Below are 25,816 nucleotides of genomic sequence, written 5' to 3'. Positions count from 1 at the left end.
TACAATTCATGATGATGTGCTAAGGGTTAATTCCGATTCAAAGCAAAGAGGAATATCCCCGGATCCATCAAGCTTGCTACGGCAAAAGAATAGTCGAGCCGGTGGTTTTGCGGCTTTGCAGAGCGTCCTGGGCTTTTCCCGCTTCTGCCAGCGGGTAGCGGTTGGCGATATCGATTTTGATTTTGCCGCTTTCGAGCATGGCGAAGAACGCTTCGCACATCGCCTCCAGACGCTCGCGGGTGTCGGCGTAGCCGTTCAGGCTGGGGCGAGTCACGTAGAGCGAGCCCTTCTTATTCAGAATACCGATATTAACGCCCTCCACAGGACCAGAGGCGTTGCCAAAACTCACCATTAACGCGCGGGGCTTTAAGCAGTCTAGCGACGTTTCCCAGGTATCTTTACCCACCGAATCGTAGACCACATCGCACATTTCGCCGTTGGTGAGTTCGCGCACACGCTCGACCACGTTTTCTTCGCTGTAATTGATGGTCGCCCAGGCGCCGTTGGCCATGGCAAGATCGGCTTTCGCTTGTGAGCTAACTGTACCAATCAGCTTAACGCCTAATGCGTTTGCCCACTGGCAGGCAATCGAGCCAACGCCACCGGCAGCGGCGTGAAACAGAATGGTTTCACCGCCTTTAAGCTCAAACGTCTGGCGCAGCAGATACTGCACGGTAAGGCCTTTGAGCATGCTCGCCGCCGCCGTTTCAAAGTCGATGGCGTCTGGCAGTCTCACCACTTTGGCAGCGGGCAGCGTGTGCATTTGCGCATAGGCGCCCAACGGGCCCTGGGCATAGGCGACGCGATCACCCACTGTTAAATGGCTAACCCCCTCACCAACGGCATCGACGACACCGGCCCCTTCAGTGCCCAGGCCAGAAGGCATAGCGGGGGCAGGATAGAGGCCGGTACGGACATAAATATCAATAAAGTTAAGGCCTACCGCTTTGTTAGCAATGCGTACCTCACCCTGGCCGGGTGCCGCAGGGGTAACATCGACCAGTTCCAGCACGTCAGAACCACCGGTACGGGCAAATTGAATACGCTGAGACATTGAAGGCTCCTTATTGATTATTTGGCTTTGTGGGTTATTCAGTATCGTCGCACAGAGACGCTGAAATCCAGCTGTCATGCACTCATGCTAAACTTTAGCTTCGTTTATCGTCCAAGACTTAGAGAATTGTCATGACGCATCCCGCCATTCAAGTCCCTGCACTGATTGCCCATCGCGGTTACTCCGCAGCGGCCCCCGAAAACACCCTGGCGGCAGTGCGCGCTGCCCATCAGGCCGGCGCCACATGGGTAGAGCTGGATGTGCAGCTTCTCGGCGATGGTACGCCCGTGATTTGGCACGATACCAGTGTCGCCCGCTGCTCCAATGGCCGGGGTAACCTGCGTCATTTAAGCTGGGAAGCGGCGCAAACCCTGGATGCAGGCAGCTGGTTTGGCGATCACTTTGCCGGCGAAAAAATGGCCAGCCTTGAGGCCATGATCGCCTTACTCAACGAGCTGAAGATGGGCGTCAATATGGAGTTCAAGGTTAACCGAGGCCGCGACCCGATTGCCTTGGTTGATCGCGCTCTTCCCGAAATGCTCGATACCTTGCCGCCCGAACGCTTAATCATCTCGTCTTTCAATAGCAGCGCGCTTAGCCGCTGTCGTCAATTCGCCAGCCGCGAGCGGTTGGCGCTGGGCCTGCTGTTCGGCGGTATTCCCAAGACCTGGCGCGCGCAGTGCGAGGCGATTGAGGCGTTCAGCGTGCACGCCGACTGGTCACGCTTAAAACGCCCTCAAGCCGCTGCGATACAGCGCGATGGTTATCACCTAATGTGCTATACCGCCAATGACCCCAGCGCTTTTCACCATCGCTGGGCGTGGGGCATCTCCAGCGTGATTACCGACGAGCCCGCCGCCTTTAAGCGCTATTTAGATAGCCATTAATTGATGCACCGACAGGAAAGCGCTTGCTCCCTGTCACTGGCATTGAATGCGCATAAAAAGCCCAGCCAGGCTTGACGCCTCTGACTGGGCTTTCGTGTAACTTTTTACGCGAATAGACTTTTGCGTTCAATGCTGGACATTAGCATTACATCGCCGAAAGCTTTTCTTCGTCCAATACGCCCGACATACGCACCATCGCAAGCGCTTCATCTAAGCTGCCCACTTCTTCGATCATTAGCAGTTCGGTTTCTAAACTGACCGGCTGGCCGGCTTTTTCAGACAGCAGTTTTTCCAGGGAAGCCATATCAGTGGCGTCGTCTAAGTGGTGAATATCCACTGAGGCGCTGCTTCGACCCGGCAAATAGATGGTGCCATTAGAGAAATCCACAGCATAGGCAATCACCCCAGGAACGATAAAGAACAGCAGCCCCACGCCGTTAGCGATGGCAACAACCGGGTCAATATCACCGCTTAACTGGCCTTTGCGTTCAGGATGGAAAAGCGTACCGCAACCACTTAACGACACAATGGAAACGCCGACCACGGCGCCTGTCAACCAGCGACGAACTGCTTGATGCATGAAGATTTCCTCAATCAAAAAACGTAACGGTAATCGGTAGATAGCATTGTGACGTAGTGATTTATGCCGACTAACGCAGCTAAAACAGGGTTAGTTTAGCACAACCGGCCAGAAGCACAGGCGGTACGCCGTTACGGCATATTTTGCCGCTTTAACCACTAAGCCGTACAATGCACCTATTCAACGCTAACGGGGCATCTGCCCAGGCACGAAGCCCTACTTTTACGCACCAATTTTACGCACCAAGGAATGCTCACGCCCATGCGCGCCAGCCAATTATTAATTGCCACTTTAAAAGAAACCCCGGCCGACGCTGAGGTCATCAGCCATCAGCTGATGCTACGCGCGGGCATGATTCGTCGCTTAACATCCGGCCTTTATACGTGGCTGCCCCTTGGCCTGCGCACGCTACGTAAAGTAGAAGCCATTGTGCGTCAAGAGATGGACCGCGCCGGCGCTCAAGAAGTCTTGATGCCCGCCGTGCAGCCCGCCGAGCTTTGGCAGGAGTCTGGCCGTTGGGAGCAGTACGGCCCGGAGCTCTTACGCCTCAAAGATCGCCATGACCGCGACTACTGCGTCGGGCCTACCCACGAGGAAGTAATCACCGATCTGGTGCGCAAAGAGATTGCCAGCTACAAACAGCTGCCAATGAACTTCTACCAGATTCAAACCAAGTTCCGCGACGAAATTCGTCCGCGCTTTGGGGTAATGCGCTCGCGCGAGTTCATCATGAAAGATGCCTACTCCTTTCACCTTGATGAAGATTCGCTGAAACAGACCTACCAGGCTATGTACGATGCCTACACGCGCATTTTCACGCGTATAGGCCTCGACTTCCGCCCCGTCATCGCTGACAACGGCGCCATCGGCGGCACCGGCTCCCACGAATTCCACGTACTCGCGGCGTCAGGCGAAGACGATATCGTGTTCTCCACTTCATCCGACTACGCGGCCAACATGGAGAAAGCCGAAGCCATGCCCGCGCCGCTCGACAGCCGAGTAACGCGGGCCGAACCCAGCGAAGAACTGCGCCTGGTCGATACGCCCGACGCAAAAACCATTGCGACGCTGGTTGAGCAGTTCAAACTGCCGATTGAGAAAACCATTAAAACGCTGATGGTCCACGCCGCCGAAGGCGGCTTAATCGCGCTGTTAATACGCGGCGACCATGAGCTCAATGAGGTCAAAGCGGAAAACCTGCCTCAGGTCGCTACACCGCTGACCATGGCGAGCGAAGAAGAGATCCGCGCCGCTGTCGGTGCAGGCCCCGGCTCGCTGGGCCCCGTCGGCCTCAAAATGCCGATTATCATCGATCGTAGCGTAGCGCTCATGAGCGACTTTGGCGCCGGCGCCAATATCGACCATAAGCACTATTTCGGCATTAACTGGGAGCGTGATGCCGCCCTGCCAGAGGTCGCTGACCTGCGTAATGTGGTCGAGGGCGATCCATCTCCGGATGGCCAAGGCACGCTCTCCATTAAGCGCGGCATCGAAGTGGGCCACGTGTTCCAGCTCGGCCAAAAGTACTCCCAGGCCATGAACGCGAACGTGCTGGGCGACAATGGCAAAACCAGCCACCCCTGGATGGGTTGCTACGGCATCGGCGTGACCCGCGTGGTTGCTGCGGCCATTGAACAGAACCACGATGAAGCCGGCATCATCTGGCCTAATGCCATTGCACCGTTCCAGGTGGCGCTGGTGCCGATGAATGCGCACAAGTCCCAGCGTGTTCGTGAAGAGTCAGAACGCCTTTACCAAGCGCTTAGCGCCGCAGGTTTAGACGTACTGCTAGATGATCGCGACACTCGCCCCGGGGTTAAATTTGCCGACCTTGAGCTGATGGGTATTCCTCATCGCTTGGTGATTGGCGACCGCGGTCTGGATAACGCTGAATTAGAATATAAGGGTCGCCGCGATAGCGAAGCGACCATGGTGCCTGCCGATCAAATCGTCGATTTCTTACGTGAGAAAGCCAGCTAAGCGAGCCAGGCTTGCCACCGCGCATCCTATTGCTGCGCGGTGGTTTGGCTTTATCTGCTTCAGTGCGCTGATGCTAACCGGGGTCTCGCCGTTAGTGGCCCAGCCGCTTCCCCAAACGCTGCGCCCTACCCTCGAATCTGCCAATCAGCATCACCAAACACCCCAGCAGCAGTGGGCTACCCGGCAGTGGCGTGCGCGTATGGACGCGCCCCTGGCGGGCTTTATCAGCAACCCCGAGCAGCGCCAAACGCTATTAACGCGCATCTATCAAGAGGCCCGACTGGCGGGCTTGCCGCCGACGTTAGTATTAGCCTTGATTCAAGTCGAGAGCGCCTTCAAAGCCGATGCTATTTCGTCGGCAGGCGCAGTGGGGCTGATGCAGATCATGCCTTTCTGGGTGAGCGAGTTAGGCCTGCCGATGGACGACTTAACCCACCCGCCGCGCAATCTGCGCTATGGCTGCACGATTTTGGCGCACTACCTGGCAATCGAAAATGGCGACTTTACCCGTGCGCTAGCGCGCTACAATGGCAGCTTGGGAGAAACCTGGTACCCGGAGCGAGTCATGCATGCCTGGCGGGATACCTGGCGCTAACCCGGACCGCTGGTCAGCAGTCGCCTACTGTTAAATTTAGCTAACGCCTTTTCAACGCCATCTTGGCATTTTTTACGCTTATGCGCGTGCACCGTTAAGACAAATGGATGACTTTTCTGCATACTTGTAAACTATAAATCCCGTTAATTGTCTCGCTATCGATAGGCTATCCATGCCAAAACAACAATGTTCTCATAAACCATGTTCCCCTAAGCCATGTTCTCCTAAGCCATGTTCTCCTAAGCTATGTCATCCCAAACAATGTCATCCCAAACAACGGCGCACTAACAATAGCCTTGCCCACGTGTGCCACGCGCTATTATTGATGCTGCTGAGCGCTTCAGCGCACGCCGCTCAGGTCACCGTGACCAGCGCCGCCGGGCTGCCACTTGAAGAGGCAGTGGTAGAGGTTTATTACGACATCCCTGCAACGACGCGGCCATCACCTGAACACAATATTTATCAACGCGATGCCGCCTTCCACCCCACCGTGCTGACGGTGCCCACGGGCAGCGACGTGGCATTTCCCAATCAAGACAATACACGCCATCACGTTTACTCGTTTTCACCGGCCAAGACCTTTGATTTAAACCTCTACCTACGCGAAACGCCGCCGCCCGTGCGTTTTGGCCAAGCGGGCGTTGTTGCGCTGGGGTGCAATATTCATGACCATATGCGGGCGTTTATCGTTGTGAGTGACGCGCCTTATGCGGCCACTACCGATGCCCAGGGCGAGCTTGCGTTACCCTCTTTACCCGCCGGCCAGCACCGCGTTCGCGTTTGGCACCCCGGCGTTGATGATAGCCACCAAGTGTGGTGGGAGGGCACCATCAGCCAAGGCGACTTATTGGAAGTAACCTTGGAGCTCAACGCGCTGCCACCTCCGACGCCAACCGTGTCGCCCCTTCAGCAGCGCTTTAAAGATGCCACTTAAGCGCTACCCGGTATTGATATGATGTGGTTGCACCACTTGATGAGGTTACGATGCGCTTTCGAACACGCCTAATGATCGTTCTTCTGACGGTGGTGATCGTCTCGCAGCTTGCCACCGGGGCCGCTTTTTTGCGCGCAACACAAAATGACGTGCTGGCCAAGGGCTCTCAGCGTTTAGACGTCGGCGCCCGCGTCTTGACCCAGCTATTGGAAACCCGTGGCGAACAGCTGCGCGATAACGTCGCCGTTCTGGCTGACGATTTTGGCTTTAAAAGCGCTGTCTCCACCCAAGATACCGACACGCTGTATTCAGTACTGGCTAATCATGGCGACCGCACCGATGCCGATATCGTGCTCCTAAATAACCTTGATGGACGTATTCTCGCCAGTAGCCATCACGCGCAAGACAGCGCGATGCCTTTTCCAGAGCTTTTCGAGCGCGCCCGCCAAGAGGGCTCGGCCATCGGCGTTGTGGTTGCCGACGGTCAACCGTATGAGTTTGTCATGCTGCCCGTCCGCGCGCCTAACTTAATCGGCTGGGTGGGCATGGGATTTTTAATTGACGAGGAAGTGACCGCTGAGATTAATGCCCTCACCGGACTGGATGTAAGCGTGGTTAACTACCGCGACAACGGTGAGATCAGCTACCTGGCCAGTTCGCAAAATGAACAGCTGGCAACGCGCCTGCTCAGCGGCAACGGCAACGCCTTAATGGAGACCGCCGACTCATCAAGCAGCCAGATGACCGCTGACGAAGAGTACCTCTCCTTTGCCAGCCCGCTGTATGCCGATGCGGCCAATCAAACCTATGCGCTGCTCCAGCTCTCGCGCAATGAACTCCTGGGGGCTTACCGCTCACTGCAATGGCAACTGCTGGGTATTATCGCGCTGATTTTGCTGTTTACCATCGCGGTGGCGATGTGGAGCGCCCGTAGTATGAGCAAGCCATTGATGGTACTGGCTAACGCCGCTCAGCGGATTGGCAAAGGCGAGCGCATCCACTCCTTGCCAGTGGAATCCGAGCGCAGTGAAGCAGGCTTGCTTGCCTCCACGCTGCTCTCTATGCAGGAAGGTATTGCCCAGCGTGAAGCGGTTCTACAGCATCAATCGCGGCATGATTTGCTGACCGACCTTCCCAACCGGTTCAGCGCGCAGGAAGATATTAGCCAATCAATCCTGCGTGGTGAGCCGTTTACCCTACTACGCTTGGCCGTCAATAATTTTCGCGATATCAATGACACGTTTGGCTACGCGCTTGGCGACCATATGCTGGTAATGCTTGCCAAACGTTTGCAGCAACTGCCGGGCCCTGAGAGCAAAGCCTACCGGCTGGACGGCGATGAACTGCTCCTGCTGCTCAAACAGCCGAGTAGCGATTTTGCATGGCGTACCCGCGTGCTGACCACCCTACAAACCCCCATTGATCTGGACAAATCGCCGATCACGCCGTTTCTTTCTACCGGTGAAAGCAACTATCCCGACCATGGCGATAGCCCGCAATTGCTGCTTCGGCGTGCTGACATTGCACTGGATATAGCGCGCCGCCAGCGCCATCCGCACCAACGCTATATAGAGGGGCAGGACGAGCGCCACCTGCGGCAGCTAATGCTGATTCGTGATTTACAGGAAGCGGTGAGCAACGCTGAGCTATGGATGGCGTATCAGCCTAAGGTAGACACCCGCACCGGCCTCGTTTGCCAGTTTGAGGCGCTAATGCGCTGGCGACATCCGTCCCTGGGCTTCGTACCGCCCGATGAATTTATTGAGCTCGCCGAGCGCTCAGGCAGTATCCGCATGCTTAGTCGATGGATGTTAACCCACGTCTGCGAACAACTTCATGCCTGGCAGCAACGTGGTTACCGCGTGTCAGTCGCGGTGAACCTCTCAGCCAGTGATGTCACCGACCGCCAGCTAGTGACTTATCTCTCAGGCCTACTCGAACGCTATCAGCTCACCCCCGACCAACTGAGCCTAGAAGTGACCGAGAGCGCGGTAATGCAAGATATCGATCTGGCCAAAGCCACCTTGCTTGAGCTCAACCAGTTAGGGCTACGCATCTCGATTGACGATTACGGCACCGGCCACTCTTCCCTGGCGCAAATGAAACGCTTACCGGTCGATGAACTAAAAATCGATAAATCCTTCGTGCTGGCCATCGACTCCCAACACGATGATGCCACCATCGTCCGGTCGACGATCGATATGGGCCATAGCCTGGGGCTGACGTTAGTCGCCGAAGGGGTGGAAAACTACGCCAGTGCGGCACTGTTGAGCAAGCTTGGCTGTGACTATCTGCAGGGCTATTGGATCGCCAAGCCGATGCCAAGCGAGGCGGTTCCCGCCTGGCTGGATAGCTTTTCGCCACTTGATTTACCGCATCCCCAAACCGCCGCGTTGACAACCTCTCAGAGAACGCTATGACGTTATACCCACCCTGTTTACCGCCCGCCCGGTCGCTCCCCTTCTCAATTCCGTGTGTTCGCCACATGCTGGCCGCCTGCCTGGCGGTAACGCTACTCATCAGCGCGCCACCCACACTTGCCGGTAGCCGCATTTTAGCCACCGGCGCCGTGACTGCCATCGAAGGGGCCGCGGGCGGCGGTTTATCGCCCTGGGCGGTACTTTCAAGCACCGCCAGCGACCAGGAAATAGGCGTAACGGCCGCTGCTACCCGCGCTTGGGTAGACGATTATCGGCTCACCATGACCGGCGCCAGCATGAATATCTATGATCGCGTCGAGCTCTCTGTCGCCCGCCAAACGCTTGATTTAGAAACGTTAGGTGGCGAGTTAGGCCAGGACATTTACGCCGCAAAAGTCCGTTTATTCGGCGATGTGCTGTATCACCCTTGGGGCATTTGGAGCGTTGGCTTACAGCACAAGCGGCTGGTCGATGGCGCTATTCCCACGGCCCTGGGTGCCGATAAGACACGCGGCAACGATGTGTACCTTAGCGCCAGCAAGCTGCTTTTCAGTGCCGTTGCCGGGCGCAATGTGCTGCTCAACGCCACCCTGCGTAATACTGATGCCAACCAGGGTGGCCTGCTCGGCTTTGGCGGTGACCAAGGCAACCGCTCGTGGGTAGCGGAAGGCAGCGTAGGGGTGTTTATCACCCCGCGGTGGATAGTCGGCGCCGAGTATCGTCAAAAGCCCGATAATCTCAGCGCAGCCGAAGAGGATGACTGGCAAAGTCTCTACAGCGCCTACTTCTTCAATAAGCACCTATCGCTGACGGGCGCCTGGTTGGATTTGGGCGACATCGCAGGCTTGCCATCGCAGCATGGCGGGTATCTTTCACTTCAGGCAGCTTTTTAAGCGGGATACTATGAGTTATCAACGCCAACACACGTCTAAACAGCGTGCTTTAATTGCACTCATTTTTGCAGCGGTCGCGTTTTCGCTCGCCGGCTGTGCGCATCAAGCACCGTCGGCACCGCTCTACGAGCGCCTGGGTGGACAAGCGTCGATCAATGCCGTGGTCGAAAACCTGTTATACCGGATTGCCGACGATCCCGATGTGGTGGTGTTTTTTGCCAACACTAACATCGACTTATTTGCCGAATCGCTGGCGAGCCAGCTGTGTGATGTGAGCGGCGGCCCCTGCCGCTACGAAGGCCCGCCAATGGACCGTGCTCACCAACATATGGGGCTGACGGACGTGCATTTTAATCGCGTGGTGGAGCATCTCGATGCGGCAATGCAGGAAGAAGGCATTACCCTTGGTGCCCGTAATGAGCTGCTGGGCCGGTTAGCCCCGATGTATTCAGATATTATGCGTCTTCAGTAACCTGCCAGCCTCACTGTTTAAATTAAGCTAAAAAGCCAGACCAAAAAAAGCCAGCCCAAATTGGGCTGGCAACAGGAGGCTTACTACGCTAGCAAACCCCCTCCCCTGACAACGTTGACAGGCGCTGGCTTGGCTATTTCTTGCGCTCGTCTTTACGTAGATGATCGCGAATCACGAAGCCAACCCAACCCACCATGAAAGCGATAACTAAAGCGACGGTGGCCAAACCGAAAATAATTGTGTCATCCCAATACATGGTGATTCCTCCCGCCGTGATGTATGCGTTCATACTAGTCACTCAGCGGCGGGAGAATGCTGACCTGGGTCAAGTTACGCAGGGCGGGGGCTAGCGGTTAAACAAGAAATTGATACCGATCAATTTTTGCGGGCCAGTAAGACTAATTTTTGGGGCCAGTAAGACTAGAGTACCTTGCGGTCTTCGACTTTACTGTGCTCGGTGCCCGGCGGTAGTGGATGGCCTTTGGCCAATTCCGCTCGGGTCGCTTCCCGAACGTCCAAAATGCGCACTTGATAGTTCAGCGTGCGCCCGGCAAGCGGGTGATTGGTATCAACCGTCACGCGGTCTCCGTCGATGGCTAACACAGTGACAATTTGCGGGCCGGCTTCGCCTTCGGTTTGAAAACGGCTGCCGGGCGCAAGCTCAGCCCCGCCGAAAGAACCACGGCTAACCTCTTGAACCAGCGCTTCGTTGCGCACGCCGTAGGCATCGGCGGGCATTAATTGCACGCTTAGCTCGGCGCCCGCCACTTGGCCTGCTAAGGCACTCTCTAACCCTGGCACGATATTGTCGTGGCCATGTAGATACTCCAGCGGCTTATCGCGCGCCTGGGAGTCATCCAATACCTTCTTGCTGCCATCGTTGAGCACGTCGCTGAGAACATAGTGCAAGGTAACGACCTGATGCGCCGTAATCGACATGGAAAACTCCTCTCCGGTAAGCTATCGGCTTTGTGATGGATCACACCCCCTAGCTTATCACTTGGCCGTTGCCAACGTCTTTCCCAGGAGTAGCGCTTAATGCCCAGCCCCACCCCCCAGCGCAGTTGGCTTGCCGCACTGGCTATTTATTGTCGTGCCCCGGTTATTACCATGCTGTTTTTGGGCTTTTCTGCCGGCCTGCCGTTTCTGTTGGTGTTTTCAACGCTATCGGCTTGGCTGCGCAGCGATGGCGTTGAAGTCGCGGCCATTGGCTTTTTTGCCTGGATCGGCATGCTCTATTCAATCAAGTTTTTCTGGGCGCCGGTGGTGGATCGGTTGGCGCTACCGCTGCTAACCCGCGCGTTTGGCCAACGCCGCGGCTGGATGCTGCTGGCGCAGGCAATGATTGTGGCGGGGCTTGTCGGGCTTGCCGGTGTAAGCCCGGTGGGCAACCTGGGATTGGTGGCCCTATTTGCGCTACTCATCGCCTTTGGCTCAGCCACCCAAGATATCGCTATCGACGCCTATCGCATTGAATCTGCCGACGACCACGTACAGGCCGCCATGGCGTCTACTTATATTATTGGCTATCGCGGCGGCTTGCTCGCCGCTGGGGCCGGGGCGCTCTATATCGCGGCATCCGCCTCTTGGGACGTGGCGTATCTCAGCATGGCAGCGCTGATGAGCATTGGTATGTTGACGGTGTTAGTGCGCCCGGAGCCCAAACGCGCGTCGCTATCGATCCAGTTGATTCATGAACCCAAGGTACGCGCGTTTATTCGCGCCAGCCGCGGTAAACCCAAAATTTTACGCCGCTTGGGGGCCTGGAGCATCGGTGCGTTAGTCTGCCCGTTTACCGATTTCTTCACCCGTTACGGGGTGAAAGCGGTGTGGATTTTGGTATTTATTGCGGTGTTTAGGATCAGCGATTTGGCCATGGCTTCAATGGCTAACCCGCTGTATATCGACCTGGGCTTTTCGCTGGCCGAGATTGCCAACGTGACCAATATATTTGGTATTGCGATGAGCATTACCGGGGGGATATTAGGCGGGCTTTTCGTCGCTCGCTACGGTATCGGCCCGCTGCTTATTTTCGGTGCGGGAATGGTGATGGTCACCAACTTGCTGTTTGCCGTTCTTGCCGTGGTGGGTAATCAGCTGCCTATGCTGGTGGTGACGATTATCGGCGACAACCTTGCCAACGGCTTAGCCAGCGCGGTGTTTATCGCTTTTCTTTCGAGTTTAACCTCACGCGCTTACACCGCGACCCAGTACGCGCTATTTTCGTCATTAATGACGCTGCCAGGGAAGTTTTTAAGCGGTTTTGGCGGGCTCGTCGTCACCGCCCAGGGCTACCCGAGCTTTTTCGTCATCGCCACCCTGTTGGGGTTACCGGCAATTATATTGGCGATCTGGATCAGCCGAGACAAGCAGTTGGTGCCCACCCCCAAGCCTGCTTAAACAGGCTTGAGGGTGGGACTAGCGATGAGCTTCGAGCCAATCCAACGCACCGGGTGTCGTGCGCCACTGGTCGCGCATCAAGGTGCGGTACTGCCACGCTTCTGCCCGTGAGCCGGGGTCAACCTGGCCATCGGGATGGGGCATTGAGGGGCGTGGGCTCTCGGCGCACAGCAGCTCAAGCGCATGGCGATTATGGCCAATCACATCCTTCAACGCGGTTTCCGCAGCGTCTTGCTGCTCAAGACGATACAGCGCTAAGGCTTTCCCCATTAACAGCCCCAATACCAGCGAGCCATCATCATCGCTGTCATTTTCCTCGGCTAGCGCCAGCGCTTCCTCGTTGCGATCATCGCGCAGCAGTTGATCCAACACCAGTTCACGCAGGCCAAGGCTATCTTCCTGGTCAATCAGCAATAATTCTTCAGCCAGCTGGCGGGAGTGCTGACGCGCGCCGCGCTCCATGCCGACTACCAGGGCTAACCCGGTGCGCAGCAATATGGCGTTATCGGCATCATCCCAGCACAGGCTACCTTCGCCCTCTGCCCTGGCTTGCTCTAACCAGCGCGATAAACGCTGTGCCAGTGGCTCCAAAAGGCTCGGCGCCATCCATGGCAAGCTGCCAAAGCGGCTGGTCAACGCCAAGGTTAAGTCTTGCACTACCTGCGGTGCATCCAGCCATTCGGGATGCGAGCATAGCGCCGACATCCACTCAACGGCGTTGCCCCAGGGGTCATCGCGAAAGCCCAGCGCGACGTCTTCATCCACCAGCACCTGAAACTGCTCGTGCCAGGCGGCAAACAGCGTCGCTTCACGGGCACTGGTGTGGTAAAGCAGTCGCCCGCTTTGGGGGTCGGCTTGAAGATCGATTTTAGGGGCGACGGGCAGCGCGGCCAATAAGGACTGAAGCGCTACCAGAGGCGTCGCTAAATCCTCTTCCGCGCTAAGCAGCTGATCGGCCAAGGTGGCGCCGGGGTTATCGGCTAGCGCCGCCAAGAATTCAAGCTGGTCTTCATCCAGCTCACCTTGGCGAACCAGACGGCGATACCAGAAATTCGCCCGCTCTTTGGCTTCCTGCTCGTGACCTTCATGTAGCAGTAGCATGGCCTCAATGTAGGCCAACGTGGGGGAATCCGGCAGCGCCTGCTGGGCTTTGACAAAGGCGCCGCGAGCGCTATCCAGGTCATCGTTATCCAAGTGCATTAAGCACAGGCGCTCAAGCGCCACGCCGCGTAAAAACAGCGGCCCGCGCTCCATGACCTCGTCGAGTAAATCGGCCCGTTTACGGTTAAAGCCGCGCTCTTGGTAAATATCCAGCAGGATCTCAAAGGCGGGCTCGGCCTGTTCGGGCAGCCTTGACCAGTCGCTGCCGTCAAACAGCGATTCAAGAATTTGCATAGCGCGGCCGGTTTGGCCACTTTCTGCGGCGATCAAACCCGCTTCCAGCAATGCTTGCGGCGGGGCTTGCTGGCTATCCAGCGCGGCTTTGAGAGTGGCGCCTTTCCATTCACGGAGCGACAGCATCCACATCATTTGCTCGGGAATGTCGGTAGGAAACTCAACCTGATAGCAGCACTGCTTAAATTTGCGCCCGGAATCGCACCAGCACAGCTCGTTACGCCCTGGTGTGGCGAGTGGCTCGCAGGCAAAGTTGAGCCGCTCCAGCGGCGTTTGCGACCACAGCACGGGGGCAAGCGCCTGGGCCATTGCCACATCGCCTTCAAAAGCGTCTGCGCCCTTGGCGCGCACCCACGTCATAAAATCCGGATAGTGTTCTTGCTGCCTGATTGCCGAGAGTGCCCCGGAGGCAAATCCCAGCAGCTGATCGACCCATACCGCCAGCATTGCCGTCTCCACTGATAAAAGACCCTATTGAAAAGCGCCATAGTCTAGCATGACCCTTGGGTAACTCGCAGAGAGGATTGGCGACATCGTGAGAGGCTGCTAGGGTGCCAATTGTCAACCCAACTGCGCAGCGTTGAAATCAGCGGGAGCAAACCAATGAATGCATTGACAGTCACCACCTGCCAAGGAGCCGATATAGCCCCTCACCGTCAGGCACTCGCCCGGCTACGCATTCGGGTATTTCGTGATTATCCCTACCTTTACGATGGTGACCTAGACTACGAGGCGGATTATTTAGGCCGCTACGCTGACAACCCCGCCAGCCTGTTCGTGCTAGCGTTTGACGGAGAAGAGCTGGTAGGCGCCGCTACTGGGCAACCCTTGGCGGATGAAGTCGACGAATTTCGCCATCCGTTTGAGGCTCACGGTATCGCACCCCAACGCGTTTTTTACTACGGCGAATCGGTGCTGCTTCATGACTACCGCGGCCGTGGCATTGGCAAGCACTTCATGGCAGAGCGAGAAGCCCATGCCAAACGCCAGGGGTTCGATAAAGTGGCCTTCTGCGCCGTGGAACGCCCGCCCGGTCATCCACTGGAGCCCGCCGATTACCGCCCGCTGCATGGCTTCTGGCAGGGCCTGGGCTATCAGCGCCAACCCGAACTGACAACCACCTTCGCCTGGAAAGATATCGATGAGCCCAGCGAAACCCACAAGCCGATGGTGTTTTGGCTGAAAACACTCGACTAAGCCGCGCGCGCTCGGGTTAATAGCGGCGCGGTACGTTTATGCATATCCAAACGTGCTCCCAGACGCACCAGGTTCCAGTAGTGGCCGTTGAGCGCGCGGGAGAGTAACAGCGTATCCGCCGGGGGCTGTAGCCGGTCCATCGCCGCCCACACTTTAGGGGTGAGTTCACGCAACCGACGATGTACCCGTACGTCGCTAAAATCCTGCTCTCCCGGCGCAAATAACGGCGCCACGCACTCCGCTGCTTCGCGATAGAGCGACAGTGGCGCGCCCTGCCCCTGTCGCCCGCCCATCTGCAAAAGCGCCTCATCCATGGCCATGGGGTCATATTTCAGCGTGGCATCAAGCAACTGCATCATGGCGGTTAGCCGCGCTTCGGGCACGCTAATCACCGCACCTAAATCGTAAATCACCAGCCGCCCTTGGTCATCGGCGGCAAAATTACCCGCGTGGGGGTCAGCATGCAGCTCGCCGTAGCTGAACAATTCTTCGGTGAGCCAATCCGCTAATGTCTGGGCAATGCCCTGGCGCGTGGCGTCATCAGCAGTGGCTAGGTCACGCAGCGGCGTCCCGCCAACAAAACGCATGGCTAATACGTGTTTACCGGATAGCTCAAGCAGCGGCTCGGGAATCACCAAATGCGGGTTATCCTGATAGCGCTTCCGGTAGCGCGCCAAAGCGGCCGCTTCCGCAGGGTAATCCAGCTCCTCACGCAGGCTCACGGCCAGCTCCTCAAACAGCGCATCAAGCCTGGCCTGGGGCACCTTAAACCAGCGGCCCAGCCGCATAATGCGCCGCACCTGGATCAAATCACTCTCTAACACTTCCGCTAGACCTGGATACTGCACCTTGAGTACGACAGTGTCACCCTCATGGGTGGTCGCCCGGTGCACTTGGCCCATGGAAGCGCTGGCAAACGGGCGCTCTTCGATGTCGCTAAAATAGTGATCAATATCGCCGTACTGCAGCACCAACGTTTCGCGAATACGTGGCCAGGGCATCGGTTCTGCCTGGCGCTGTAAACGAGCCAGTTCTTCGGCGAGATCAGGGGGCAGCAGGTCATCCCACTGGGACATCACCTGGGCCAGCTTCATAGCCGGGCCTTTCAGCTCTGAAAGCCCTTCAAACAGCGCTTCGCCCAGAGCACGCCAATCCGCTTGCCCCCCTAAGCGGGTCTTCAGCATCGCACCACCGGTACGTGCGCCTAAGCCCATCAAGCGTCGTGTTCTGCCGCGCTCACGCATTGACTCTCTCTCCTTGTTATTCATCATCATATTGCCCATAGCGTCATTTAGCCCTGAATCCAGGCCTGACGCTTTGTCCATGACAAGATAATTAGCTATACAACATGTGTACAAGCTAACAGTTTTGGCGATATATAGCATCACTATATTGCCTGCGCTGATTGCCTGAGCTAACGCCTTACGCTAACACCTCAATGGGTCTGCTCCCGCGTGTCTGCTACCATAGCCGCCATCACAGGATACGAGTAAGGCCCCGCTGCTATGCGCCTGATAATTGCCGAAAAACCCAGCCTCGCCCAAGCCATTGCCGAGGCGCTTCCCGGCACTAGCAAACGCCAGGACGGCGCGATTAACTGCGCAGACACCACCGTTACCTGGTGCCTGGGGCACTTACTGGAGCAGGCGCCGCCGGAAGCCTACGACCCCGCCGATAAACAGTGGCGGCTGGATCGACTCCCCATCGTGCCCGCCCAGTGGAAACTGATGCCGCGCTCAAAAGCACGCGGGCAACTCGCGGTGATTCGCAAGCTGATCAAACAAGCCACCGACGTGGTTCACGCGGGTGACCCTGATCGCGAAGGCCAGCTACTGGTGCAGGAAGTGATCGAGTACATGAAGTATCGCGGTCCGGTGCAGCGGCTGCTGATCAGCGACCTTAACAAGCCCGCAGTGAGCCGGGCGCTTGCCAAGCTGCGCCCCAACGCCGAGTATCAGCCGCTGTTTGAGGCCGCCCAGGCCCGCTCCCGCGCTGACTGGCTGTATGGCATTAACCTGACCCGCGCCTGGACGCTGACTGGCCGCCAAGCCGGCCACGACGGCGTGCTGTCTGTCGGCCGCGTACAAACCCCAGTGCTGGGGCTCATCGTGCGCCGCGACAACGCCATTCGTGACTTTGTGCCCCACCCGTTTTACCCGCTATGGGTGGATCTAAACGTCGCCCAAGGCCAGTTACGCGCCTGGTGGGCGCCCAAAGAGCATCAACCTCTCGATGATCAAGGCCGTTTGATTGACCGCAAACCGGCCGACGCCCTGGCGGCTGAGTTGCCGGGTGCAACGGGCCAGCTGGCTAAGCTCGACCAACAGGAAAAACGTCAAGCCCCGCCGCTGCCCTACTCGCTGTCTGCCCTGCAGGTCGACGCCGCCCGCCGCCATGGGCTTTCGGCGCAGATGGTGCTGGATATTTGCCAACGGCTTTACGAGCGCCACAAGCTGATTACCTATCCACGTTCCGACTGCCGCTACCTACCCGAAGAGCACCTTCAGCTTGCCCAGCGCAGTTTAACCGGCGCCTGCCAAAACGATGAAGCACTGCAACAGTGGCTAAAGGGCGCGGACTTCACGCTGCGCTCCAAGGCCTGGAACGATAAGCAGGTCGGCGCTCACCACGCGATTGCGCCCACCGGCAAACCAGCCGATTTTAGCCAGCTCTCCGCGACCGAAGGCCATGTGTTTCGGTTGATCGTGCGCAACGTGATGGCCCAGTTTTACCGCCCGCTGCGCACCTTCGAAGTCAAAGCGGAGTTTACGCTGCTCAATGAAGCCTTCCGCGCCCGCGGCCAAAGCATTCTCGACCCCGGTTGGAAACCACTATTTACCACCCGCGATGAAGCCCCGCCGCTGCCACCACTCACTCAAGGAGAAGCCTGCCAAGCCGTTGGCGCAGGCGTTGAGGAGAAAGAGACCCGCCCACCGGAGCCCTTTACCGATGCCAGCCTGATCAAGGCGATGATGAACATTGGCCGCTACGTGGATGACCCCACCGTTCGCCGCACTCTGCGCGATACCGACGGCCTGGGCACCGAAGCCACCCGCGCAGGCATTATCGAAACCCTGGTGCAGCGCGGCTACCTGGTACGCCAGCAAAAGGCCCTGCGCGCCACCAAACTGGGAAGCGCCTTAATCGCCGCCCTGCCCAGCGCCGTAAGCACGCCGGAGCGCACCGCCCTTTGGGAACAGCGTCTAAGGGGGATTTCCGAACAGCAGGACGATCCTGGCGCTTTCCAGCAGGCGCTGCTGGATGATTTACGCGGCCTGCTCACCCACAGCGACGCGGCCAAACTAAGGCAGAGCCTGCAGACCGCCCAAGGCGAAGCGGGTGGCCCGGCCAAGCGCACGGGCACTAGAAACAAACGTCGAGAAAACGTGAAACGTAAACCTGCCAAACAACGTTGATGGTGCTTGCAACCCTTTCAGCCGCTACTTCCTTGCGTGCCTGACAGTCATTGAAACCCCATGATCTGAGCATCAGGTTTGCGTTAAAACGGTCCGAAACACAATCTCATCGACAAGCTCATCTACAACCTCATCGACAAGCTCACCTACACAAAATCGTTTTCAGGTCATACGCTGAGAGGTACCTGTTTCTAAAAACACCTGTTCTTAAAAGACGATGGAGGTCTTTCATGGCGACGCAAGTCAACAATGCGCCTCAAGACGCTTTGCTGGTAGTGGACATGCAAAGCGACTTCTGCGAAGGCGGAATTGGCATTGGCATTGGCATCGAGGTACAAACATGAGCGAACCGATTCCCGTCCAGGTCGAAGACAACGACCTCCTGTTACTGACTGACCTTTATCAGCTGACCATGGTCCAGGCTTACTGGAGGGAGCCTATGCAGGAACGGGCCACGTTCAGCTTGTTCTTTCGCAAGCTTCCACCCACGCGGCGCTTCATGCTGGCCTGTGGTCAACAACATGCCGCAGCGCTGGTCAGTCAATTGCGTTGCAGCCAGGCAAACCTGGATCGCCTCGCCGATACCGGAAAATTCGATGAGGATTTTCTCAACTGGCTGGGCAAATTCAGTTTCAGTGGCGATATCTGGACCCTGCCGGAAGGCACCCCGGTATTTCAGAACGAACCCTTTCTGGAAGTGGATGCCCCCATCGCGGAAGCCCAATTGCTGGAAAGCCTGATCATGAACCTGGTGCAGCCGGAAACCGTACTGGCATCCAAGGCGGTGCGCATCGCCATTGCCGCCGAAGATCGCCCGGTGGTGGATTTCGGCATGCGCCGCATGCACGGCGTGGATGCGGCCATGCGCGGGGTGCGCGCCTATCGCACCGCCGGCATCGCCGCCACCAGCAATGTACTGGGTGGGCTACGCCATGACCTGGCCTTGAACGGCACCATGGCGCATAGCTACATTCTCGCGCATGACGATGAACGTGAAGCCTATCGCGCCTTCGCTCGCCAATACCCTGAAACCGTCTTGCTGGTGGATACCCACGACACCTTGAAAGGGGTGCAGATGGTCATCGATTTGATGAACGAAGAACCCGACCTCAAGGTCAGCGGCGTGCGCCTGGATTCCGGTGACCTGGGGGATCTGGCGCATCGTTCAAGGGCCATGCTGGATGAAGCCGGTTACCCCTCGGTCAAGGTCATTGCCAGCAGTGGGCTCGATGAACACAAGATCCAGGCACTACTCAAGGACCGTGCGCCCATCGATGCCTTCGGTGTCGGCACGCAATTGGGGGTGGCGGCGGATGCGCCGGTGATCGATCTTTCCTACAAACTGGTGGAATACGCCGAGCGTCCTCGGGTCAAGCACTCCAGCGGCAAGATCAACCTACCCGGGCGCAAGCAGGTTTACCGGAGGCGCGACGCCCAGGGCCGCTATGCCGGGGATATCATTGCCTGCCGAGATGAAAAGCGAGCCGATGGCGAAGCCCTGCTGGTGGCGTTGGTCAAGAATGGTCGCCTCGACGATGAGGCCATGGCCTTGGCGGATAGCGCTCGGGAGCGAGTCCAGGCCGCATTGAAGGACATGCCCGATGCGATGAAAGAACTCGAGGAAGGCGAAACCGACTATCCGGTGGCGCTAAGCGATGAACTTAACCGTCTCGTCGAGGCGCTTTCTTGAGGAACCCGACGTTGAGGGGATATGCCTCTACGGTGCGTTTTCATCATAAAAAGGAGCAATGCCCATGCACATCAGCGTCCTTACCATGAAGATTTCCCTGCCGGGGTGCGGCTCGCTCAAGGAAAAACGCCAGCGTGTCGGCGGTCTGCACGAACGTTTCGGGCGCAACCCCGCCATTGCCGTTTGTGAAAGTGGCGACCATGACAAACTCGACGCCAGCGAATGGACCTTCGTGGTGGCCGCCATCTCACCACAAAAGATCGAATCGCTGTGTAGCGAGATAGAAGACAAGCTCCAGCGCACGGTCGAGGGGCGAGTGCTCGATGTGACCCGGGAAATACTCTAGCCCCAAGATGTTAGCTAGACCTCTGCTGACTCGGCTTGCAGGTGTTTGGCACTGTGCCAGGCAATCATGCGCTCTTCATCGGTGGGTATTACCCAAGCACCGACCCGGCTTTCAGGATGGCTGATGCGTTGGGCGTTTTCCTGATTCGCTTCGCCATCCAGGGTAACCCCTAACCATTCACATCCACGGCACACCCCTTCGCGCACCGCGGCCGCTTTTTCACCAATACCGGCGGTGAATACTAACTGATCGACCCCTCCCATGGCAGCCGCCAGACTCCCGATTTCGCGTACGATACGATAAATGAACAGGTCAATGGCTTCCTGCGCCTCGGGCGCATCGCTTGCAAGAAGTTCACGCATATCGCTACTGATGCCCCCCGACACCCCGAGCAAACCGGAGCGTTTGTAGAGCAGCTCACTGACTTCATCGAGACTCATTTTTTCCTCATCCAATAGATGCAGCACCAGGCCGGGGTCAAGATTGCCGCAACGTGTTCCCATGGGTAGCCCATCCACGGCGGTAAAGCCCATAGTGGACGTCACACTCTTAGCATTGTGAATGGCACACATGCTTGCCCCATTGCCCAAGTGAGCCACGATCACGCGTTCAGCTGAGGCGTCTTTCCGATAGTTTTCCAAATGGCTTTCTAGATAGCTCGGCAAGACCCGATTGATATAATCATAGGAAAGCCCGTGAAAGCCGTAACGTACCAAGCCTTTTTCGGTCAGTTCCCGCGGAATGGCAAACTGCTGGGATACCTTGGGTTGCGTCGTATGAAAGGCGGTATCGAAGCACGCCACCTGCACCAGGTCCGGACGCTGCTCGGCAAGCATCTTAACCGGCGCCAGGCAAAACGGCTGATGTAGCGGCGCCAGAGGAATCAGCGTTTCCAGGGCCTGGATATTTTTTTCATCCAGCACCACCGGCGCATGATAATCACGCCCGCCGTGCACCACCCGATGACCGACCACAGCGATATCGTCAAGATCGGGTTGTTGCTCGATCCATTTCAGCAAACGCTCAAGGGCGGCGTGATGTTCCATCCCTTCCGGCAGTTCACGCGCTTGCTCGGTTTCCACCGGCTTGCCCTGGCCATCCTTGAGAAAGAAGCGCGGTGTCTGCCCCAAGCCGGAAAACTGGCCCTGATAACGAATCTGAAAACGCGCCAGGCTTTCGTCGTCGTCATCACCAGGCGCATACAGAGCGAACTTGATGCTGGAAGAACCACTGTTAATAACCAGAATATCCTTCATGAAACAGCTCCTTAGGGTGACGACCGGGTATTCTTCTTTTGATAATCGGACAACAGTAGGGCCAAAGCGCAGGAAGCCATGCGCGTTATGGCGTCATCCGCCCGGCTGGTGAGCACTATCGGCACCCTGGCACCGACCACCAGGCCGGCACCGGTGGCATCGGCCAGATAGGTCAATTGCTTCATCAACATATTGGCAGCCTCCAGGTCGGGCGCGATCAGAATATCGGCTTTCCCTGCCACCGGCGAGACGATCTTCTTGGTTTCGGCGGCCGCTTCAGAGACAGCATTGTCGAATGCCAAGGGGCCATCCAGGGTTCCGCCGGTAATCTGGCCACGGTCCGCCATCTTGCACAGCGCTGCCGCATCCAAGGTCGAACTCATCTTGGAATTAACCGTCTCCACGGCCGAAAGAATGGCCACCTTGGGGTCGGTATTTCCCAGGGCGTGGGCAAGCTCAATGACGTTTTGCACGATATCGCGTTTGGTTTCGAGGTTGGGCGAGATGTTGATCGCCGCATCGGTGATAAATAGCGGCCGAGGATAGGTGGGTACATCAAATGCCATTACATGGCTGATACATCGCTCAGTACGCAGGCCGCCGTCTCGCTTGAGTACCTCATGCAATAATTCATCGGTATGCAGAGCACCTTTCATCAAGGAGTCGACTTGGCCTTCACGCGTCATGGCGACTGCTTTTTCGGCTGCGGCATGGCTGTGAGGCACATCGACGAGTTCGAAGTGAGAAATGTCGACTTCGGCTTTTTCGGCTGCCGCCTCGATCTTGGCTTTCGGACCCACCAGCAACGGTATGATCAAGCCCTGCTCGGCGGATTCGGACGCCCCCAGAATGGACGCTTCATCCACTGGATGGACTACCGCCATACGCACGGCGTCCGGATGATCGGCAGCGGTGAGTATTTCATGCAGCCGCCCACGCTCAGCCAGGCGTACCTGGGGCATAATGGTGCGCGGACGCCGGATCTTTTTCGTAGGCGCCAATACCCAGGCCTCGCCTTCAATAACCGCCTCACCTTTCTGGTTTTCACAGCGACAATCAAAGCGGATATGATGTTTTTCCTCGTTCTTTTCGACGGCCTTAACGCTCACCTTGAGCACGTCGCCCAGCGTCACCGGCGCCTTGAAGGCTAACGTCTGACCGAGATAAATCGTTCCCGGCCCGGGCAGTTGGGTGCCCAGCACGGTGGAAATCAGCGCCCCGCCCCACATGCCATGGGCGATCACTTCATGAAAGGTGCTGCTCTTGGCAAACTCGTCATCGACATGGGCAGGGTTGACGTCTCCCGACATGATCGCAAAAAGCTTGATGTCCTCCATGGTCAGGCGCTTTTCCAAATGTGCCTGATCCCCTATTTGAATTTCATCTAAGGTGCGATTTTCAATGAAACCATCTTCCTTTGGCTGTGACATATATCGACTCCTGACAGTAATAGGGTGAATCAAGCGCGAATGTGATAGCCCGCATCCACGTAATGCGTCATGCCGGAAAGGGCCGCGCCAGAAGGCGCCGTTAAATACACCACTGCATTGCCGACGTCTTCTATCGTTGCTAGACGCTTGAGGGGGGCACGATCTTCAGTGTCCTTGGTCAGCGCTTCAATTTCTTTCAACCCTGACGCCGCCCGGGTACGAATTACGCCTGGCGATACCGCATGCACTCGGATGCCTTGCGGTCCCAGCTCCGCCGCCATGTAGCGAGTCGCGGCTTCCAGCGCCGCCTTGACCGGCCCCATCAGGTTGTAGCTATCCACCACCTTCTCAGCACCATGGTAGGTCATGCTGATCAAACTACCGCCATCCTTCATCAAGGGTTCGGCCAGCTTGCTCATCCGCATAAAGGAATGGCAGGAAATATCCATCGCTTGCAAGAAGCCATCGCGCGAACAATCCACAACCCGCCCATGCAGGTCGTCAAGCGGAGCAAAGGCAATGGAGTGGATAACAAAATCGACCCTTCCCCAGCGTTGATTGGCTCGCTCGAACAGAGCGCTTAGTTGCTCATCTTGCTGAACATCGCAAACCATAAGTTCGGGATCGCCCATATCGGGTAACAGGGGTTTAACGAAGCGCTCCGCTTTGGATGAGGCGCAGGTAACCAGCATTTCCGCCCCCGCTGCATGGAGTGCCTTGGCACAACCGAAAGCGATACTGTCTTCATTGGCCAGGCCAGCGACGATGCCAACCTTTCCTTGCATGGAAAAAGGATGAGAGTTCAAAACGGTGACTCCTTTCATTGTTTGCAATGGGCAGCTTACGCTGCAGTGCAACAAAGCCTAGCAAAGTCCGTTGGAAAACGCATAAGATGCCCGGCATTTTATGATGCCAAGCAATGGGCGAAGCACGGTCTTATTGCGGCTGGAAAGCCAGAAAAAAGACCCAACGCCGGTCATCAGATGATATCTACGTTTTCCACAGGGCAATCGCGCATTATCAATAGCGGGCGAAAGGTGCTGCAAGCACCCCCTTAGTCTCATCATACTGGTAGCCCGAACATTCGCGAGCTAAAGCTCCCTCCCACAAGGGCTCCCACAAGGGCTGAAAGACCGCCATCCATGGCGAAAGATCCTCGCGTCACCCTATCGCCGATACCAGAAAGCGGTCTTGAACGAGACGCTTTCTACACGTGCGATTGCCCTACGTTTTTCCACTACCTTTCTTTATTAAACGGCTATTTTTGCTACAGTGAGATTTATAACAATAAAAAATTAGGAGCTGCCTCAACCGCGCCGAAACGCATAGCTCGTCAAACACGGGTAATGTCATCGCTCAGGGTCAGACAAACCCTCGGGTAACAAAGCGTGTATGTCTGGCTATTGCATGTTCACGTCGAGTTTGCGGTTCCACACTCTCAGATGTCAGTTCGCAGGGGCTCTTTAGCCCACCCGACGACTCACGATTTCAAGCAAGGGAAAGGAGACAGACAATGGCACAACGATCATTCAAAGCACAACGATCATTCAAAACCGTCGGTTTCGCCATGGGCGTTACCGGTACAATGGCATTGGCTGCACCGGCATTAGCACAAGACAATGCGGCCATGCAGCGCCAGCTGGATGCTTTGCGCGCGCAAGTCGAGCGCATGGAACAGCAACTCCAAGACCAGTCGTCCGCGCCAGCAGCGGAAAACCCGGAGGTCGCCCAGACGCGTGAGCTTGCCGAGGAAAACAGCTCGCTGCTCGATTCAATCCAGAACTCCCAAATCATCGGCACCCTTCAGTTGAAAGGGGTTTATAACGACTGGGACGAGGTTGACAAGGACACCGGCGGCGACATGGACTTCGGCAAGTTCGTACTGGGCGTTGAAGGGCAACACGACAACTTCTTGTACGCATTAGAGTATCGCTTCTATGACGGCTACCAGTTCCTCAAAGAGGGCTGGATGGGCTATCAAGCCAGCGATAGCGACACTGTCAAAGTGGGCCTGGTCCAGACACCGTTTGGTAACATGGAGTACGGCTACCTGGGCTGGTACGGCAACCTGCCTTACCTCGCCGGTTTCAGCGACAACCAGAACGCGGGTATCAAGTGGGATCATACCCAAGGCGCCTGGGACACCTCGTTGGCCTTCTTCAAGAGCGACCAACTGGGTGATGGCAACGAGCATTATGGCGCAAACCCGGTGGGAAGCAGCGCCCAGGGCAACTCTGCAGAAAACCAGGTTGCCGGTCGTGTCGCCTACACCTTCGGTCAGGGCACCGACTACACCACCGAAATCAACGCCTCGGCCAAAGGCGGTCAGCTCTACAATCAGCAGACCAACGATAGCGGTAGCAACTGGCAAGCCGCCGTGGGTCTGAACGGCAGCTACGGTTCTTGGTTTACGCAGTTTCAAGCCACTGCCTACGAGTACGATGCCGAAAATCCGGATGAAGCTGTCAGCGGCATTTCCGACGATGTCATGCAGATCGGGGCTTTCAACTTCAACTACCTGATCCCCGCCGAAGGCCAGATGTATTCCGCCAGCCTGGGCTACAGCATGGATGTCGACTGGGGTGCCATCGAAAACCTCTACTTCTATAACGACTTCAGCTATATCAGCCCGGAAGGCGATTACTCTCCGGCCAATGGCGGTTTCGGTGATGTCGACGATCCGATGCTCAACGACCTGGGCATGAAGGTGACGGCTGGTCCGTATTACGCCTGGTTCAGCATTGTCACCAATAAGAATGCGCTCAATTACTTCGGTTCACCGATAGATGATCAATGGCACACCAGCGTGCAGACCAATTTCGGGTTCCTTTTCTAACCCCTTTTTGACCCACTGACGTAGTTTACGCCCCG

At 57.0% G+C, this 25,816-nt stretch carries 22 protein-coding genes; 13 read left to right on the top strand and 9 right to left on the bottom strand.

Annotated elements, in window-relative coordinates; translation table 11 throughout:
• Window positions 1-76: 76 nt before the first annotated feature.
• Entirely contained in the window at window positions 77-1,054 is a 978-nt protein-coding gene (locus HVA01_RS02185) for an NADPH:quinone reductase (RefSeq protein ID WP_146872901.1), read from the bottom strand.
• Window positions 1,055-1,185: 131 nt separating this feature from the next.
• On the opposite strand from HVA01_RS02185, the gene HVA01_RS02180 reads away from it, so the two are divergent.
• The gene (locus tag HVA01_RS02180) at window positions 1,186-1,941 is read left to right on the top strand and encodes a glycerophosphodiester phosphodiesterase family protein (protein ID WP_146872900.1); all 756 of its coding nucleotides are present in this window, start codon (window positions 1,186-1,188) and stop codon (window positions 1,939-1,941) included.
• 145 nt (window positions 1,942-2,086) lie between these two features.
• Here the strand turns inward: HVA01_RS02180 and HVA01_RS02175 are convergent, their stop codons facing one another.
• Window positions 2,087-2,521: a hypothetical protein gene (locus HVA01_RS02175; protein ID WP_146872899.1), complete on the bottom strand. Its 435-nt coding sequence runs from the start codon at window positions 2,519-2,521 to the stop codon at window positions 2,087-2,089.
• 261 nt (window positions 2,522-2,782) lie between these two features.
• On the opposite strand from HVA01_RS02175, the gene HVA01_RS02170 reads away from it, so the two are divergent.
• The 6 genes from HVA01_RS02170 (at window position 2,783) to HVA01_RS02145 (ending at window position 9,815) form a co-directional block, all read left to right on the top strand.
• Window positions 2,783-4,501: a proline--tRNA ligase gene (locus HVA01_RS02170; RefSeq protein WP_146872898.1), complete on the top strand. Its 1,719-nt coding sequence runs from the start codon at window positions 2,783-2,785 to the stop codon at window positions 4,499-4,501.
• A 70-nt stretch (window positions 4,502-4,571) separates the two neighbouring features.
• Window positions 4,572-5,096, top strand: coding sequence for a transglycosylase SLT domain-containing protein (locus tag HVA01_RS02165; RefSeq protein ID WP_146873203.1), 525 nt, complete (start codon window positions 4,572-4,574; stop codon window positions 5,094-5,096).
• 325 nt (window positions 5,097-5,421) lie between these two features.
• A complete protein-coding gene (locus HVA01_RS02160) occupies window positions 5,422-6,030 on the top strand; it encodes a carboxypeptidase regulatory-like domain-containing protein (protein ID WP_246129403.1) in 609 nt (202 codons plus the stop codon).
• A 50-nt stretch (window positions 6,031-6,080) separates the two neighbouring features.
• On the top strand, window positions 6,081-8,450 hold the full coding sequence (locus HVA01_RS02155) for a putative bifunctional diguanylate cyclase/phosphodiesterase (protein ID WP_146872896.1): 2,370 nt from the start codon (window positions 6,081-6,083) through the stop codon (window positions 8,448-8,450).
• Window positions 8,447-9,343: a DUF3034 family protein gene (locus HVA01_RS02150; protein ID WP_246129401.1), complete on the top strand. Its 897-nt coding sequence runs from the start codon at window positions 8,447-8,449 to the stop codon at window positions 9,341-9,343. Before HVA01_RS02155 ends, HVA01_RS02150 begins: the two co-directional genes overlap by 4 nt.
• A gap of 10 nt (window positions 9,344-9,353) precedes the next feature.
• On the top strand, window positions 9,354-9,815 hold the full coding sequence (locus HVA01_RS02145) for a group I truncated hemoglobin (protein WP_146872895.1): 462 nt from the start codon (window positions 9,354-9,356) through the stop codon (window positions 9,813-9,815).
• 133 nt (window positions 9,816-9,948) lie between these two features.
• Here HVA01_RS02145 and ccoM read toward each other — a convergent pair whose 3' ends face one another.
• Window positions 9,949-10,071 (bottom strand): cytochrome c oxidase subunit CcoM, encoded by a 123-nt coding sequence (gene ccoM, locus HVA01_RS17740; protein ID WP_281288459.1) that lies wholly within the window; start codon window positions 10,069-10,071, stop codon window positions 9,949-9,951.
• A gap of 164 nt (window positions 10,072-10,235) precedes the next feature.
• Window positions 10,236-10,754 (bottom strand): FKBP-type peptidyl-prolyl cis-trans isomerase, encoded by a 519-nt coding sequence (locus HVA01_RS02140; RefSeq protein ID WP_146872894.1) that lies wholly within the window; start codon window positions 10,752-10,754, stop codon window positions 10,236-10,238.
• Window positions 10,755-10,853: 99 nt separating this feature from the next.
• Here HVA01_RS02140 and HVA01_RS02135 point away from each other — a divergent pair, with 99 nt between their 5' ends.
• Window positions 10,854-12,215, top strand: coding sequence for an AmpG family muropeptide MFS transporter (locus HVA01_RS02135; RefSeq protein ID WP_146872893.1), 1,362 nt, complete (start codon window positions 10,854-10,856; stop codon window positions 12,213-12,215).
• Between the two features lie 18 nt (window positions 12,216-12,233).
• On the opposite strand, the gene HVA01_RS02130 is transcribed toward HVA01_RS02135, so the two are convergent.
• A complete protein-coding gene (locus HVA01_RS02130) occupies window positions 12,234-14,057 on the bottom strand; it encodes an SEC-C domain-containing protein (RefSeq protein ID WP_146872892.1) in 1,824 nt (607 codons plus the stop codon).
• Between the two features lie 156 nt (window positions 14,058-14,213).
• On the opposite strand from HVA01_RS02130, the gene HVA01_RS02125 reads away from it, so the two are divergent.
• Entirely contained in the window at window positions 14,214-14,807 is a 594-nt protein-coding gene (locus HVA01_RS02125; RefSeq protein ID WP_146872891.1) for a GNAT family N-acetyltransferase, read from the top strand.
• Here the strand turns inward: HVA01_RS02125 and HVA01_RS02120 are convergent.
• On the bottom strand, window positions 14,804-16,051 hold the full coding sequence (locus HVA01_RS02120) for an ABC1 kinase family protein (RefSeq protein WP_146872890.1): 1,248 nt from the start codon (window positions 16,049-16,051) through the stop codon (window positions 14,804-14,806). The two genes, HVA01_RS02125 and HVA01_RS02120, sit on opposite strands and share 4 nt — an antisense overlap.
• A 261-nt stretch (window positions 16,052-16,312) precedes the next feature.
• Between HVA01_RS02120 and HVA01_RS02115 the strand changes: the two genes are divergently transcribed.
• The 3 genes from HVA01_RS02115 (at window position 16,313) to HVA01_RS02105 (ending at window position 20,259) form a co-directional block, all read left to right on the top strand.
• Window positions 16,313-18,223 (top strand): DNA topoisomerase III, encoded by a 1,911-nt coding sequence (locus tag HVA01_RS02115; RefSeq protein ID WP_146872889.1) that lies wholly within the window; start codon window positions 16,313-16,315, stop codon window positions 18,221-18,223.
• 340 nt (window positions 18,224-18,563) lie between these two features.
• Window positions 18,564-19,913, top strand: coding sequence for a nicotinate phosphoribosyltransferase (locus HVA01_RS02110; RefSeq protein WP_146872888.1), 1,350 nt, complete (start codon window positions 18,564-18,566; stop codon window positions 19,911-19,913).
• Window positions 19,914-19,977: 64 nt separating this feature from the next.
• Window positions 19,978-20,259: a DUF503 domain-containing protein gene (locus HVA01_RS02105; protein WP_146872887.1), complete on the top strand. Its 282-nt coding sequence runs from the start codon at window positions 19,978-19,980 to the stop codon at window positions 20,257-20,259.
• 14 nt (window positions 20,260-20,273) lie between these two features.
• Here the strand turns inward: HVA01_RS02105 and HVA01_RS02100 are convergent, their stop codons facing one another.
• The 3 genes from HVA01_RS02100 to fabI are packed head-to-tail and all read right to left on the bottom strand — an operon-like array spanning window position 20,274 to window position 23,751.
• The gene (locus tag HVA01_RS02100; protein ID WP_146872886.1) at window positions 20,274-21,515 is read right to left on the bottom strand and encodes an acetate/propionate family kinase; all 1,242 of its coding nucleotides are present in this window, start codon (window positions 21,513-21,515) and stop codon (window positions 20,274-20,276) included.
• Between the two features lie 11 nt (window positions 21,516-21,526).
• A complete protein-coding gene (locus HVA01_RS02095; protein ID WP_146872885.1) occupies window positions 21,527-22,945 on the bottom strand; it encodes a bifunctional enoyl-CoA hydratase/phosphate acetyltransferase in 1,419 nt (472 codons plus the stop codon).
• Between the two features lie 29 nt (window positions 22,946-22,974).
• A complete protein-coding gene (gene fabI, locus HVA01_RS02090; RefSeq protein WP_246129399.1) occupies window positions 22,975-23,751 on the bottom strand; it encodes an enoyl-ACP reductase FabI in 777 nt (258 codons plus the stop codon).
• Window positions 23,752-24,458: 707 nt separating this feature from the next.
• Between fabI and HVA01_RS02085 the strand changes: the two genes are divergently transcribed.
• Entirely contained in the window at window positions 24,459-25,781 is a 1,323-nt protein-coding gene (locus tag HVA01_RS02085) for a hypothetical protein (protein WP_146872884.1), read from the top strand.
• The last annotated feature ends 35 nt before the right edge of the window (window positions 25,782-25,816 follow it).

Origin of the sequence: Halovibrio variabilis (genome assembly GCF_007991175.1) — a bacterium.
Taxonomy (GTDB): Bacteria; Pseudomonadota; Gammaproteobacteria; order Pseudomonadales; family Halomonadaceae; genus Vreelandella; species Vreelandella variabilis.
The sequence above is the reverse complement of the archived record's forward strand: the minus strand, read 5'-3'. Positions and strand labels throughout refer to the sequence as shown.

What these genes read in the sequence shown, in the direction of transcription:
- HVA01_RS02170 (WP_146872898.1), top strand. Translation starts at nt 2,783, where the DNA reads ATGCGCGCCAGCCAATTATTAATTGCCACTTTAAAAGAAACCCCGGCC.
- HVA01_RS02130 (WP_146872892.1), bottom strand. Translation starts at nt 14,057, where the DNA reads ATGCTGGCGGTATGGGTCGATCAGCTGCTGGGATTTGCCTCCGGGGCA.
- HVA01_RS02125 (WP_146872891.1), top strand. Translation starts at nt 14,214, where the DNA reads ATGAATGCATTGACAGTCACCACCTGCCAAGGAGCCGATATAGCCCCT.
- ccoM (WP_281288459.1), bottom strand. Translation starts at nt 10,071, where the DNA reads ATGTATTGGGATGACACAATTATTTTCGGTTTGGCCACCGTCGCTTTA.
- HVA01_RS02100 (WP_146872886.1), bottom strand. Translation starts at nt 21,515, where the DNA reads ATGAAGGATATTCTGGTTATTAACAGTGGTTCTTCCAGCATCAAGTTC.
- HVA01_RS02085 (WP_146872884.1), top strand. Translation starts at nt 24,459, where the DNA reads ATGGCACAACGATCATTCAAAGCACAACGATCATTCAAAACCGTCGGT.
- HVA01_RS02155 (WP_146872896.1), top strand. Translation starts at nt 6,081, where the DNA reads ATGCGCTTTCGAACACGCCTAATGATCGTTCTTCTGACGGTGGTGATC.
- HVA01_RS02110 (WP_146872888.1), top strand. Translation starts at nt 18,564, where the DNA reads ATGAGCGAACCGATTCCCGTCCAGGTCGAAGACAACGACCTCCTGTTA.
- HVA01_RS02095 (WP_146872885.1), bottom strand. Translation starts at nt 22,945, where the DNA reads ATGTCACAGCCAAAGGAAGATGGTTTCATTGAAAATCGCACCTTAGAT.
- HVA01_RS02160 (WP_246129403.1), top strand. Translation starts at nt 5,422, where the DNA reads ATGCTGCTGAGCGCTTCAGCGCACGCCGCTCAGGTCACCGTGACCAGC.
- HVA01_RS02120 (WP_146872890.1), bottom strand. Translation starts at nt 16,051, where the DNA reads ATGCGTGAGCGCGGCAGAACACGACGCTTGATGGGCTTAGGCGCACGT.
- HVA01_RS02140 (WP_146872894.1), bottom strand. Translation starts at nt 10,754, where the DNA reads ATGTCGATTACGGCGCATCAGGTCGTTACCTTGCACTATGTTCTCAGC.
- HVA01_RS02185 (WP_146872901.1), bottom strand. Translation starts at nt 1,054, where the DNA reads ATGTCTCAGCGTATTCAATTTGCCCGTACCGGTGGTTCTGACGTGCTG.
- HVA01_RS02115 (WP_146872889.1), top strand. Translation starts at nt 16,313, where the DNA reads ATGCGCCTGATAATTGCCGAAAAACCCAGCCTCGCCCAAGCCATTGCC.
- HVA01_RS02145 (WP_146872895.1), top strand. Translation starts at nt 9,354, where the DNA reads ATGAGTTATCAACGCCAACACACGTCTAAACAGCGTGCTTTAATTGCA.
- HVA01_RS02175 (WP_146872899.1), bottom strand. Translation starts at nt 2,521, where the DNA reads ATGCATCAAGCAGTTCGTCGCTGGTTGACAGGCGCCGTGGTCGGCGTT.
- HVA01_RS02180 (WP_146872900.1), top strand. Translation starts at nt 1,186, where the DNA reads ATGACGCATCCCGCCATTCAAGTCCCTGCACTGATTGCCCATCGCGGT.
- HVA01_RS02105 (WP_146872887.1), top strand. Translation starts at nt 19,978, where the DNA reads ATGCACATCAGCGTCCTTACCATGAAGATTTCCCTGCCGGGGTGCGGC.
- HVA01_RS02165 (WP_146873203.1), top strand. Translation starts at nt 4,572, where the DNA reads ATGCTAACCGGGGTCTCGCCGTTAGTGGCCCAGCCGCTTCCCCAAACG.
- HVA01_RS02150 (WP_246129401.1), top strand. Translation starts at nt 8,447, where the DNA reads ATGACGTTATACCCACCCTGTTTACCGCCCGCCCGGTCGCTCCCCTTC.
- HVA01_RS02135 (WP_146872893.1), top strand. Translation starts at nt 10,854, where the DNA reads ATGCCCAGCCCCACCCCCCAGCGCAGTTGGCTTGCCGCACTGGCTATT.